The sequence below is a fragment of the Streptomyces sp. NPDC006207 genome (assembly GCF_040613835.1).
Taxonomy (GTDB): domain Bacteria; phylum Actinomycetota; class Actinomycetes; order Streptomycetales; family Streptomycetaceae; genus Actinacidiphila.
In genome coordinates this window covers 45,100-58,042 of sequence record NZ_JBEXSX010000062.1, presented here as the reverse complement: position 1 = coordinate 58,042, position 12,943 = coordinate 45,100, and the positions used below count along the sequence as shown (strand labels likewise).

8 protein-coding genes are annotated in these 12,943 nt (G+C 73.7%); 3 read left to right on the top strand and 5 right to left on the bottom strand.

Features of this window, described 5'->3' with window-relative positions; translation table 11 throughout:
- Positions 1-419: 419 nt before the first annotated feature.
- Entirely contained in the window at positions 420-983 is a 564-nt protein-coding gene (locus ABZ312_RS35475; RefSeq protein WP_499513091.1) for a MarR family winged helix-turn-helix transcriptional regulator, read from the bottom strand.
- 116 nt (positions 984-1,099) lie between these two features.
- Here ABZ312_RS35475 and ABZ312_RS35470 point away from each other — a divergent pair, with 116 nt between their 5' ends.
- The gene (locus tag ABZ312_RS35470) at positions 1,100-2,347 is read left to right on the top strand and encodes an MFS transporter (RefSeq protein ID WP_500439503.1); all 1,248 of its coding nucleotides are present in this window, start codon (positions 1,100-1,102) and stop codon (positions 2,345-2,347) included.
- A 7-nt stretch (positions 2,348-2,354) separates the two neighbouring features.
- Here the strand turns inward: ABZ312_RS35470 and ABZ312_RS35465 are convergent, their stop codons facing one another.
- Both ABZ312_RS35465 and ABZ312_RS35460 read right to left on the bottom strand, forming a co-directional pair.
- The gene (locus tag ABZ312_RS35465; RefSeq protein WP_500332122.1) at positions 2,355-4,004 is read right to left on the bottom strand and encodes an ATP-binding SpoIIE family protein phosphatase; all 1,650 of its coding nucleotides are present in this window, start codon (positions 4,002-4,004) and stop codon (positions 2,355-2,357) included.
- Positions 4,005-4,121: 117 nt separating this feature from the next.
- Positions 4,122-5,501 carry an NAD(P)/FAD-dependent oxidoreductase gene (locus ABZ312_RS35460; protein ID WP_500360298.1) on the bottom strand — a complete coding sequence of 460 codons (1,380 nt, stop codon included), beginning with the start codon at positions 5,499-5,501 and terminating at the stop codon, positions 4,122-4,124.
- A 294-nt stretch (positions 5,502-5,795) separates the two neighbouring features.
- Here ABZ312_RS35460 and ABZ312_RS35455 point away from each other — a divergent pair, with 294 nt between their 5' ends.
- Together ABZ312_RS35455 and ABZ312_RS35450 are read left to right on the top strand one after the other, a co-directional pair.
- A complete protein-coding gene (locus tag ABZ312_RS35455; protein ID WP_500332120.1) occupies positions 5,796-6,494 on the top strand; it encodes a TetR/AcrR family transcriptional regulator in 699 nt (232 codons plus the stop codon).
- A gap of 110 nt (positions 6,495-6,604) precedes the next feature.
- The gene (locus tag ABZ312_RS35450; RefSeq protein ID WP_500439502.1) at positions 6,605-8,476 is read left to right on the top strand and encodes a sigma-70 family RNA polymerase sigma factor; all 1,872 of its coding nucleotides are present in this window, start codon (positions 6,605-6,607) and stop codon (positions 8,474-8,476) included.
- A gap of 24 nt (positions 8,477-8,500) precedes the next feature.
- Here ABZ312_RS35450 and ABZ312_RS35445 read toward each other — a convergent pair whose 3' ends face one another.
- Complete coding sequence (locus ABZ312_RS35445; protein ID WP_500332118.1) at positions 8,501-9,199, bottom strand: DsbA family oxidoreductase; 699 nt, start codon at positions 9,197-9,199, stop codon at positions 8,501-8,503.
- A 72-nt stretch (positions 9,200-9,271) separates the two neighbouring features.
- Positions 9,272-12,523 carry an AfsR/SARP family transcriptional regulator gene (locus ABZ312_RS35440; RefSeq protein ID WP_500439501.1) on the bottom strand — a complete coding sequence of 1,084 codons (3,252 nt, stop codon included), beginning with the start codon at positions 12,521-12,523 and terminating at the stop codon, positions 9,272-9,274.
- Between the last annotated feature and the right edge of the window lie 420 nt (positions 12,524-12,943).

Here is a 12,943-nt window from a genome sequence, read left to right as displayed (position 1 = left end):
AGACCGTTTCACCGGCCCCTCCGGGCTTTCCCTTCGTTGTCTCCAGCTTAGCAGATCCGATTTCCTTCTCTGCCACCCTCTGGAGGGGGTTTCGCCGTCCGGCTTTCGCTTTTCGGCTTTTCCGACTCTATCAGACCGTTTCCGGCCTGATCCCCGGTCAGCGGGGCTTGTCCTCGCGGCCGTTGGGCCGTTCCGACTGGTGAAACATTAGCGGATCAGTGGCGCCCGATGCCAATCGAGCAATTCCGTCGATCCTCATTCCGAAAAACGCACACGCGAACGAGACGGCACGAAGCCGTTCATCGAGGTGGGCCCTGCGGAATGGCTGCCCGGGGACCGACCGGAGTCGGTGTTCACCGGCGGGCAACTCGGAGAACATTACGGATCCCCCGTACGTCTGTCAAACCGGGGCAGCCGGGTCAGTCCAGGTCCCTCAGGCGGCCGCCGGCGTCCGGCTGGTCGGCCTCGACGCGGCGGAGGAGACGGGTCAGGAGGTCGCCCAGGACGTTGCGTTCGTCGAGGGCGAGGTCCTGGAGGAGGTCCGCTTCGAAGACGGAGGCCATGCGCATCGTCTCCAGCCACTTGCTGCGGCCGAGGTCGGTGAGCTCCACGATGACGCGGACGCGGTTGCTCTCGTCACGCTCCCGGGTGACCAGACCTTCCGCCACCATGCGGTCGATGCGGTGGGTCATGGCGGCCGGGGTGAGACCGAGTCGCTTGGCCAGGTCGCCGGGGCCGAGGCGGTACGGACGGCCCACGACCACAAGGGCCTTGAGGACCTCCCACTCGGCGCTGGTGATGCCGACGGCCGACAGGTGCCGGCTGTAGCCCACGTTCATGCGGCGGTTGAGCCTGCCCAGGGCCGTGACGATCTTCTCGACCTGGGGGTCCACCTCGGGGTATTCGCGCTGGTAGATCGCGATCTGCTCATCGAGGTCCAGCTCCTGCGGGGTGCCGGCAGGGCCGTCGGCTGCACTCGTCATGGCAGGAGTGTCCCACGAAACTCGTTGGCCCTAAAGACTTCCGGCATGTACTGTTTAGCTTCGAAGTTTAAAGTTGAAGTCTTCAAGTTCGAGGACTACTGAGCTAAGGGGTGAGTGTGACCACCGCGATGGGCGCCGCGCTGCGCCGGATCCAGCTGGGCAACGCGCTGAGCGCGTTCGGCAACGGTTTCACCGTCCCGTTCCTGTTCGTCTACGTGGCGCAGGTGCGGGGACTGGGAGCGGGCACGGCGGGTGTCGTGCTGTCCGCGTTCGCCGTCGCCGCGCTCGCCGTGCTGCCGTTCACCGGTCGGACGATCGACCGGTGCGGCCCGCTGCCCGTGCTGCTGACCGGTGCGTGCGCGGCGGCGGTGGGCTCCATGGGCTTCGGGCTCGCCTCGAGCGCCCCCCTGGTGATCGCCGCGTCCGCGGTGATGGGCGCGGGCATCGCCGTGATGCAGCCGGCGCTGGCCACGCTCATCGTGTGGTGCTCCACGCCGAAGACGCGGTCGCGGGCCTTCGCGACGCAGTTCTTCCTGAGCAACCTCGGGCTGGGTGTCGGCGGCCTGCTGGGCGGGCTGCTGGTCGACACCTCGCGGCCGGACTCCTTCACGCTGCTGTTCTCGATCGAGGCCGCGATGTTCGTGGTCCTCGGTGTCGTCGCGGCTTCCGTGCGGCTGCCGAAGGCGGCGCGCATGGAGGCGGCGCCGACGGACCAGGCGGCCGGCGGTTGGCGGGCGCTGTTCGCCGACCGGGCGATGGTGCAGCTGTGCGTGCTGGGCGGGGTGCTGTTCTTCGCCTGCTACGGGCAGTTCGAGTCGGGGTTGTCGGCGTACGCGGTCGAGGTGACCAAGGTGTCGCCGGCGACGCTGGGCGTCGCCCTCGCGGCGAACACCGCGGCGATCGTGGTGGCGCAGTTCCTCGTCCTGCGCCCGGTGGAACGGCGGCGGCGCAGCCGGGTGATCGCGGCGGTCGGTCTGCTGTGGGCCCTGGCGTGGGTGGTCGCCGGTCTCGCGGGGCTCACGGGCTCCGCGCACGGGATCGCGACGGCCATGCTGATCGGCACGTACGCGCTGTTCGGGCTCGGCGAGGCGATGCTGTCGCCGACGGTCGCACCGCTGGTGGCGGACATGGCGCCGGAGCGGATGGTCGGCCAGTACAACTCGGCGTTCGCGCTGGTGAAGCAGTTGGCGCTGGCCGTGGGCCCGGCGGTCGGCGGGCTCATGGCGGGCAGCGGGATGTACGCCGAGTACATCGTGATGCTGGTCGCGTGCTCGCTGGCGGTCAGCGTGCTCTCGGTGCGGCTGGGCCGGCGTCTCACGGTCGGGCAGGACGCGCCGCTGCACGAGCCCGTGCTGGCGGCGTGATCCTCCCTCAGGTGGGGAGCGCGAACTCGCACCACACCGCCTTGCCGCCGCCCGGGGTCCGCCGGGATCCCCAGGCGGACGCGATGGTGGCGATGATGGAGATGCCCCGGCCGGCTTCGTCGGCCGGTTCGGCGCGGCGGCGGCGCGGCAGGTGGTCGTCGCCGTCGGTGACCTCGATGATCAGGCGCCGGTCGGTGCGGCGCAGCCGCAGCCGCATGGGCGGGACGCCGTGCTGGAGCGAGTTGGCGACCAGTTCGCTGGCGGCGAGGACGCCGAGGTCGACGAGTTCGACGGGGAAGCGCCAGGAGGTCAGCACGCCCTGCGCGAAGGCGCGGGCACGGGGGGCCGCCTCGATGCCGCCCAGCAGTTCCAGGGAGGCGTTGCGGAACAGCTCGGAGTCATTGCCCTCGTGCTGCGGGTACTGCATGACGAGCACGGCGACGTCGTCGGCGTGCTCGGAGGTGACCCCGAGGGCGCGCAACAGGCGGTCGCAGATGACCTGGGGGCTGCCGGTGGCACCGGCGAGGGCGTTCATCAGGGCGGAGACGCCCTCGTCGATGTCCTCGCCGCGGCGCTCGATGAGGCCGTCGGTGTAGAGCACGGCGGTGGCACCGGGCCCGAGGGGGACGGAGCCTGAGGTGTGGACCCAGCCGCCGGTACCCAGCGGCGGGCCGGTGGGTTCGTCGGCGCGGCGGACGGTTCCGTCGGCGTCGCGGACGACGATCGGCAGGTGGCCGGCGGAGGCGTACGCCAGCCGTCCCTCGCTGGGGTCGTGGACGGCGTAGACGCAGGTGGCGATCTGGGTGGCGTCGATCTCGGCGGCGAGGCCGTCGAGGAGCTGGATGACCTCGTGCGGGGGCAGGTCGAGGCGGGCGTAGGCGCGGACGGCGGTGCGCAGCTGCCCCATGACGGCGGCGGCGCGCACGCCGCGGCCCATGACGTCGCCGATGACGAGGGCGGTGCGGCCGGCGCCGAGGGTGATGACGTCGTACCAGTCGCCGCCGACGGCGGCGTCGGTGCCGCCGGGCTGGTAGGTGGCGGCGACGCGCAGGTCGTCGGGCTGTTCGAGCTCCTGGGGGAGCAGGCTGCGCTGGAGGGTGACGGCGGTCGCGTGGAGGCGGCGCTCGCTCTCGCGGAGGCGTTCGGCCGCCTGGACCTGGTCGGTGACGTCGGTGGCGAAGACCAGGACACCGCCGGTGTCGCCGCCGTCCTTCACCGGGACGGGGCTGCAGGTGAGGGTGAAGTAGCCCTGCCGGGTGGCGGTGGCGACCCTGCGGGCCTTGACGGTGCGGGGCTTGCCACTGCGGAAGACCTGGTCCATCAGGGGGAGCAGACCGAGCTCGGCGAGCTCGGGGAGGGACTCGCGGGCCGGCTCCCCTGCGGTGCGGGGGCCGAAGACCTCGGTCCAGGCCTCGTTGACGTACCCGAGGTGGTGCGTGGGCCCGTGCGTGACCGCGATGAGGGCGGGCAGCCGGCCCAGCACCTCGCGTACGGGGAGCGCGTCGAGGGTGTGCGCCGGCGCGTCGGGGTGCTCGGCGGCCTCGCCGCGCGCCGCGGGGACCGCTCCGCCGGACGGGGGTTCGGCACCGGCGGCCGCCGCCTGGGCATTGCGTCGTTGTGTTCCGGGGAGCCGGGCGCTCCAACGCGTGAGGTTCAAACGTCCGATTCCTCGTATTTGTCACTCTTTGCAGGTGCTGACGCACGCTTGGTCACGGGGTCCAGTGTGGCCGACCCACCGCTCCGGGGGAATCGGCCACCGCATCCGCACTGGCGGTCAGGGCGCGTCGGGCTTGCGGCCGGTCTCCGCGGCGAGCTCGAACTCGGCGCGGGGGTTCTCCAGCGAGCCGAGCGAGACGATCTCCCGTTTGAAGAGCCCGGACAGGACCCATTCGGCCAGGATGCGCGCCTTGCGGTTGAAGGTGGGCATCCGGCTGAGGTGGTACGCGCGGTGCATGAACCAGGCAGGGTAGCCCTTGAGTTTGCGCCCGTAGACCTGTGCCACGCCCTTGTGGAGGCCGAGTGAGGCGACCGAGCCCGCGTACTCGTGACGGTAGTCGGTCAGCGGCTCGCCGCGCAGGGTCGCGACGATGTTGTCGGCCAGGACCCGGGCCTGGCGCAGGGCGTGCTGGGCGTTGGGCGCGCAAAGCGCCTCGGGGTCGTCGGAGGTGACGTCCGGGACGGCGGCGGCGTCGCCCGCGGCCCAGGCGCCCTCGGTGCCGGCGATCCGCAGGTCCGCGGTGCACTTGATCCGGCCACGCCCGTTGAGCGGCAGGTCGGTGCGGGAGAGCACGGGGTGCGGCTTGACCCCGGCCGTCCACACCAGCGTGCGGGTGGGGAGGCGGGAACCGTCGTCGAGGACGGCGATGCGGTTCTCGCAGGACTCCAGCCGGGTGTTCAGGCGGATGTCGACGTTGCGGCCGCGCAGCTCACGGACGGCGTACCGGCCCATCTCCTCGCCGACCTCGGGGAGGATGCGGTCGGTGGCCTCCACCAGGATCCACCTCAGGTCGTCGGCCTCGACGTTGTGGTAGTAGCGCACCGCGTAGCGGGCCATGTCCTCCAGCTCGCCGAGGGCCTCCACGCCGGCGTAGCCGGCGCCGACGAAGACGAAGGTCAGGGCGGCCTCGCGGACCTCGACGTCCCGGGTGGAGGAGGCGATGTCGAGCTGCTCCAGGACGTGGTTGCGCAGCCCGATGGCCTCCTCGACGGTCTTGAAGCCGATGCCGTGCTCGGCGAGGCCGGGGATCGGCAGGGTGCGGGAGACCGAGCCGGGTGCCAGCACCAGGTGGTCGTACGGCAGCTCCAGCGCGGCGGAGCCCTCCTCCTTGGTGGCGAGGGTGGTGAGGGTGGCGACCCGTTTGCCGTGGTCGATGCGCCGGGCCTCGCCGACGACCAGCGTGCAGCGGTCCAGGACCCGGCGCAGGGGCACCACGACGTGGCGCGGCGAGATGGAGCCGGCCGCCGCCTCGGGCAGGAAGGGCTGATAGGTCATATAAGGCTGCGGTTCGACCACGACGATTTCCGCTTCGTCGCGCTTCAGCCTGCGCTGCAGCCGCAAAGCGGTGTACATGCCCACATAACCGCCGCCGACGACCAGGATGCGTGGGATCCCGGATTCTTCTGCCGCACCGGACGGCCCCTTGAGTGCTGCCATCGTCCCATGAGGCAATGGGCCATCGGGGTTTGTCCACAGGGCGTACGGCAATGAATGGCCGAATCCTGTTCTCCGGCAGGTCACGGGCGGGTTGCCGACCGGTGTGAAGTGCCGGAACGGAGAATCGGCGGCCGTGGTACTCCGATCGTGGGTGGACTCCCCCTTCATTCTTGACCGGGGCTCAACTATGTTCGTATCCGGCCGGGGTGCCCGTGCGGCGTCGTCCGCCGTCTCCCGGCGATCATGGGGTGGGGAGTCTCCGGGGGGAGACGCGATTAACCGGGGGATACACATATGCATATCCAGGACCCTCAATGGGCGATGACCGCGACCGTCAGCGGTCATCCGGAAACGGTCGTACGGGGTGTCGGCGGCAGTCGTACGTCGCCGTTGCGCGTGGACGCGCAACGCAACCTCGAGCACGTGCTGCGGGCCGCCCGCGAGGTCTTCGGCGAGCTGGGGTACGGCGCGCCGATGGAGGACGTGGCGCGGCGGGCCCGGGTGGGCGTCGGCACCGTCTACCGGCGGTTCCCCAGCAAGGACGTGCTGGTGCGGCGCATAGCCGAGGAGGAGACGGCACGCCTGACGGAGCAGGCGCGCGCGGCCCTGGGCCAGGAGGAGGAGGCCTGGTCGGCGCTGTCCCGCTTCCTGCGGACGTCGGTGGCCTCCGGCGCCGGGCGGCTGCTGCCGCCGCAGGTGCTGCACGTGCAGCCGGCCGGTACCTCGGACGGGGCGCGCGTACCGCAGCAGCGCGGGGCGGGGGAGGACGTCGCCTCGGGCGCCGGTGTGGCCACGCTGCTGGACGTCGTCGGACAGCTGGTGGAGCGGGCGCGGGCGGCCGGTGAACTGCGCGCGGACGTGTCGGTGGCCGACGTGCTGCTGGTCATCGCCACCTCGGCGCCGTCCTTGCCGGACCCCGCCCAACAGGCGGCCGCCTCGGGCCGGTTGCTGGACATCCTGCTGGAGGGGCTGCGCTCCCGTCCGGGAGCGTGAGGCTGACCCGTTCAGGTGATGACCCGCGTCCGGGGGGTGAAACTCCCCGGACGGGTGGTTCTGGTGCTTGACAGCTCGTCGGACGGTACGGGTGTGCCACTCTTACGCCCGTGGATGAAGGAAACGGGGAGTCCGGTCCACCCGCGGAGGCGGGGGCGGACTCCGGTGCGGACCCGCCGTCCGGCCGTGTACCCGGGCAGCGGGATCCGCTCGCGGAACGCCTCCCCGAGGCCCCGGACACCCCCGGGGCGCAGCTGTCCGACGCCGACCTGGTCGCCCGTGTGCGCGGCGGCGACGACAGCGCGTACGAGGAGCTGTACCGGCGGCACGTGGCGGCCGTGCGGCGCTACGCACGGGGCTGCTGCCGTGACCGGCACACCGCGGAGGACCTGACCGGCGAGGTCTTCGCCCGCACGCTGCAGGCGATCCGCGGCGGCAGCGGCCCGGACGCCGCCGTGCGGGCCTACCTGCTCACCACGGTGCGGCGGGTGGCCGCGTCGTGGGGCAGCACCGCCAAACGGGAGCAACTGGTCGACGACTTCGCGGTGTTCGCGGTCACGTCGGCCGGTGCCGCGGCGGGCGAGGGCGCCCAGGAGCTGGGCGCGGACGTGCGCGCGATGCACGAGGCCGAACGCTCGCTGGCCATCCAGGCCTTCCGTACGCTCCCCGAGCGCTGGCAGGCGGTGCTGTGGCACACCGCGGTCGAGGAGGAGTCACCCAGCAAGGTCGCTCCGTTGCTCGGCCTGACGGCCAACGCGACGGCCGTCCTCGCACACCGCGCCCGCGAGGGACTGCGCCAGGCCTACCTGCAGGCGCACGTCTCGTCCTCGTTGACCGCCGAGGGGGCCTGCGCGCGCTACGCGGACCGGCTCGGCGCGCACGCCCGCGGCGGTCTGCGGATGCGGGCCGACCGGGAGCTGCGCAAGCACCTGGAGGAATGCGCCAAGTGCCGCCTCGCGGCGGCGGAGCTGGCGGACGTGAACGCGGCGCTCAAGGGGCTGCTGCCGGTCGCGGTCGTCGGCTGGTTCGGCGCGGCGTACGCGGCGAAGGCGGCGGGCATCGCCGCGGGCGGTGCGGCGGCCGGTGCCGGCGCGGGTGCCGCGGCCGCCGCAGCGTCGGGCGGCGCTTCGGGCGGTGGTGCGGTGGCGGGTGCCGGTGGTGCGGCGGCCGCCGAAGGGGCCGCCGCACCGGTGAAGATCACCGTTGCCGCTGGGCTGGCGCTCGCGGCGGCCGGTGCCGTGGTGGCGATCGCCCTGACCGGGAACGACAGCACACCCTCGCCGCAGGTGGAGAGCAAGCCCTCGGCCGCGCCGGTCGTACCGGCGCCGGCCCCCACACCGACCCCCTCGCCGTCGCGGCGCTCCCCGGCGCCGAGCCCGACGCCGCCCGTCCAGGCTCCCGTACGGGCCGTCACCCCGACCCCGACGCCTTCGGCGCGCCCCGTCGAGGAGCCGGCGCCCACACCCAGCGAGCCCCCGGCGCCGTACCCCAGCCGTACCCCCGGGCCGACGCCCACGCCCACACCGACGCCGACGCCGACCCAGGCGCCCGAGCCGGTGGTCTACCGGCTGAGCGCGCTCGGGCACGGCGTCCTCGGCCGGTCGGACCGGCCCACGATCCGGCTCGGCGACTGGGTCTGGCAGCGCTGGGGCCTCGGCATCGACGGCACGCGCTACCCCGACGGCGTCACGGTCGGTGCGCCGTCCACCGTCACCATCGACCTCAACCGCTCCTGCACCGCCTTCGACGCCGTCGTCGGCATCGACGACGTCGCACTGGGCTTCGGCGCGGCGCGTTTCTCGGTCCACGGCGACCACGGGCGGTTGTGGCGCTCCGAGGTGCTGCGCGGTGGTGACCCGGGGGTGCCGGTGCACGTGCCGATCGCCGGCAACGCCCGCATCCGGCTGACGGTCGAGCCGACGCGCAGGTTCCACCTGGTGAACGTCGCGGACTGGGCGGTGTCGCGGATCACCTGCGACTGAGTTGTGCCGCCGCTCCCCGCCGGTTCAGCCGGCGGGGACCTCGCACGCTCCGTCGGCGCAGGCGTCCGCCGCGGGGGCGGCGGGTACCGTGCCGGTCTCCTGGGCGACCTGCTCCAGCACGCGCAGGAAGGTCGAGGTCTCCTGGCCGCCCTGGACGGCCCACTTGCCCTCGAAGACGAAGGTCGGGACGGCGTTCACACCGATGCTGCGGGCGTCGTCGATCTCGGCCAGCACCTCCGCGAGGCCCTCGTCGGAGGCGAGGAAGGCGGCCGCGCGGTCGCGGTCCAGCCCGGCCTCGGCGGCGAGCGCGGCCAGGGTGCCGCGGTCGCCGACGTCGGCGCCCTCGGCGAAGTGCGCCACGAGCAGCCGGTCCTTGAGCGCGGCCTGCTCCTTGGCGCCGTACGCGTCCAGGGCGTGCCAGAGCAGGCGGTGGGCGAGCAGCGTGTTGTTCTCGATGGCGCGGTCGAAGTCGAAGGCGAGGCCCTCGGCGCGGCCGAGCTCCGCCACTCGGGCGTCCATCGCCGCGGACTGCGGGCCGTAGCGCTCGTCGAGGTAGGCACGGTGGGGCTCGGGGGTGTCGGACTTGTCGGGGGCGAGCTGGAAGGGGCGGTAGACCACCTCGACCTGGTCGGCCTGCGGGAAGGCGGCCAGCGCCCGCTCGAAGCGGCGCTTGCCGACGTAGCACCAGGGACAGGCGATGTCGCTGTAGATCTCGACCTTCATGCTCTCTCCGTCACCAAAACCGTCAGTTGAATCCTCAAGCCTGCAACGAAGAGCCCGTCCCCGGCCATTCCCCTAAGCGATCACCTCGGCCAGCAGCGCGTAGGCGCCCTCGCCGCCCAGCCCGTGGCCTGCGGTGCGGGCCCGCTCGTACGGCTCGTCCCCCAGGGCCGCACGGGCCGCCGCCTCCACCGCGCGCACCCCCTCCTCCTCCGGGACCGGGCGCGGCAGGTCCGCGCGCAGGCCGTCGGCCGCACCGTGCAGCCGGGCGGCCCGTACGGGATCGCCGACGGCCACCAGCACCTCGGCGGCGTACTCGGCCACCGCCGCCAGACGCGGTTCGGCGCAGAAGCCGTCGAGTCCCGCGCGCAGTGCCTCCGCGAGCCCGGCCAGGGCACCCGCCGTGTCGCCCTCGGCGGCGGCCACCCGGGCCGAAAGGCTCGCCACGAGCAGCTCGAAGTCCGGTGGGGGCGTGCCCAGACGGCCCTCGCTGTGCGCGAGGTCGACCAGCTCCCGGGCCTCCCGGAGCTCGCCCCGGCGCAGCACGATCGTCGCCAGCAGCGCTCGGATGTAGGCGCGGGCGTCCCACACCCCGTACTGCTCGGCCTCCTCGGCCGCCTGGCGCAGCAGCTCCTCGGCGCGGGCGTCGTCGCCCTCGCGGTGGGCCACCTCACCCATGCGGGAACGGACGAAGATGCCCTCGACGTGCGCGCCCAGTTCACCGCCGAGCCGCAGGGCCTCCTCCAGGTCCGCCCGCGCCGCCGCGTAGTCGCCGTACGCCAGCGCCATCTCGGCACCGGCCTCGCAGACCTGGGCGCGCATCCAGCGGTCCCCGAGCCGCTCGCTGAGTTCCAGCAGCTCCGGCCAGTCCGCGTCGGCCCGGGGGAGCCCGCCGGGGAGGTCGATCGTGATGTGCGTACGGAACATCAGCGCCGCCGCCAGTTCCCACGCGCCGCCGTACGCGCGGCAGGTGGCCACCATCGTGTCCGCGTGCCCCCGGATCGCCTCGTGGCGGCCCACGACGTAGTCGCAGAACGGCCACAGCATGCCGGGGAAGCGCGCCGAGTGCGGGCCCGGCACGCTGTACACCTCGACGATCCGCGAGGCCAGCGCCAGCATCTCCCGGCTCTGCATCTCCTCGCGCGGGATGGTGTCGCTGACCACGAAGAGGTGGAGCAGCCGCAGGTTCATGCGCGACCAGAAGCCCGGGGCGCCGGGATCGTCGGGGAGTTCGGCAAGCCCGATGAGCCGGACGAGCCACTCCCGCGCCTCGTCGCGGAAGTTGCGCAGCCACCAGAACCAGCCCATGGCCAGGGCCAGTTCGATCCCCTCGGCCTCGTCCCCCGCGTCGATCGTCCGGCGCAGCACGGCCCGTACGTTGTCCAGGTCCGCCTCCACACGGGCCGCCCAGACCAACTGATCGGGGCCGCGCAGGCCGGAGTCCGCGGTGCGGGCGAAGTCCGCGAAGTACGCGGTGTGGCGGCGGGCCGCCTCCGCCAGGTCGGCGGGATCACCGGCGGCGCGCTCGGCGGCGTACTCGTGGATCGTCTCCAGCAGCCGGTAGCGCACCTCCTCCGCGCCGTGGTCGACGACGACCAGGGACTTGTCCACGAGCTGGCCGACCAGCTCCAGCGCCTCCTCCCCGCACACGGCCTCCGCCGCCTGCAGCGTGCAGCCGCCGGCGAAGACGCTCAGCCGGCGCAGCGTCGTGCGTTCCGCCTCGCCGAGCAGGTCCCAGCTCCAGTCGACGACCGCGCGCAGCGTCTGCTGGCGGGGCAGCGCGGTGCGGCTGCCGCCGGTCAGCAGCCGGAAACGGTCGTCGAGGCGGGCCGCGATCTGCCGCGGGGTGAGCACCCGCAGCCGCGCGGCGGCCAGCTCGATGGCCAGGGGCAGCCCGTCCAGGCGGCGGCAGATCTCGTCCACCGCCGCCGTGTGGTCGAGGTCCGCGTCGAACCCGGGACGCACGGCCGCCGCGCGCTCCACGAACAACCGGTGCGCGGTCGGCAACGGCAGCGGCTCGACCGGGCGCACCGTCTCGCCCTGTAGGCCCAGCGGCTCGCGGCTCGTGGCGAGCACGGTCACACCGGGGCAGGCGGCGAGCAACTGGTCGGTGAGGGCGGCCGCGGCGTCGATGACGTGCTCGCAGTTGTCGAGCACCAGCAGCATGCGGCGCTGCGCGCAGTGCTCCAGGAGCCGGGCGGCCGGGTCGGCCTCCTGGCCCGCGCTGCGCACCTCTCGGGCGGCGGCCAGCACGGCCGTGTCACGGCGTCCGATCGCGCTCAGCACCGCGTCCGGCACGGCGGCGGGGCGGTCCAGCGGGGCGAACTCCGCCAGCCACACCCCGTCCGGGTACGCGGAGGCCCCGGCCACCGCGGCCGCGGCCTCCTGCGACAACCGCGTCTTGCCCGAGCCCCCGGGGCCGGTCAGCGTCACCAGGCGGTGCCTGCCGTCGGTCAGGCTCGCACGCAGCACGCCCAGTTCGGCCTCGCGGCCGACGAAGCTGGTGAGGCGGGCCCGCAGGTTTCCGGTGCGGGGCGGGGCGGCGGGGGCGGGGGCGGCAGTGGCCGTCGGGGCCGGCGCTTGCGGTTCGGCCGACAGCAACTGGGCGTGCAGGGTCTTGAGTTCGGCGCCCGGGTCGGTGCCGAGGCGGTCGGCGAGGGCCAGGCGGGTGTCCTCGTACGCGGCCAGGGCGTCGGCGGAGCGGCCCGTCGCGCGCAGCGCCCGTATCAACTGCGCCCGGAACGGCTCGTGCAGCGGGTGCTCGGCGACCAGCCCGCGCAGCTGCGGCAGCAGTTCACCGGCGCGGCCGAGCACCAGGCACGCCTCGATGCGGCGGTACGTCGCGGTCAGCCGCAGGTCCTCCGCCCGGGCGGCGGCGGAACCCCGGTCGGGCAGGTCCGCCAGGGCGGGGCCGCGCCACAGCGCGAGCGCGGCCTCCAGGGTCTCCGCGGCGGCGTCGGGGTCACCGGCGTCGAGGGCGGCACTGCCTTCGTGTGCCAGGCGCTCGAAGAGGTGGAGGTCGACGTCGTCCGGGGTGGCCGTGACCAGGCGGTAGCCGGCGGGGCCCGAGGCGATCGTGTTGTCCTGGGACCCGAGGGCGCGGCGCAGCCTCGACACGAGCGCCTGCAGTGCGCCGGGAGCGTCCTGGGGCGGCTCGTCGCCCTCGCCGCCCCACACCTCGGCGATCAGGGCGTCCGTGGACACCGCGTGCGGGGCGTGCAGCGCGAGTGCGGCGAGCAGGGCCCGCAGCCGCTTGCCGCTGCCCAGCGGCACGGGCGCGCCGGTGGGGCTGCGCGCCTCCGTGGCGCCGAGGATCAGGTACCGCACGGGGCCATTCTTACGGTGCGGGCTCTGCGAGGCGAAGCCGTTTCCCCATGCGGGTGCGTTGCGCTTCGCGGACCGGGGTTCGCGGTACGGCCCGTCGTTCGTGTGTCGGTGCGTGGCGCCTGCGGCGGGCATCCCCCCGCCCGCCCTCCCGATTGCCCGGCGCGGTCAGTGCGGGCCTGCGCACCATGTGCCGGAGTCGGGGCCGCGCCGGCGCACTCCCCCAGCCTTCGGCCGGGGGGACCCCCACAGCGCTCGCGGTTTGGCCCTGCAGTATTCGGCACCGGGTCCGCCGCTCGTCGCTTCCGGGCGCACCCCGCCACACCCCCTCCCGTGTGTCGGGGCGCATGACGGCCGGTGGGGGGCGTCTAAGGCACCTGCGGCAACCCCGGACCGCTCTCTGAACCCCGTCCGGCCGTTAGC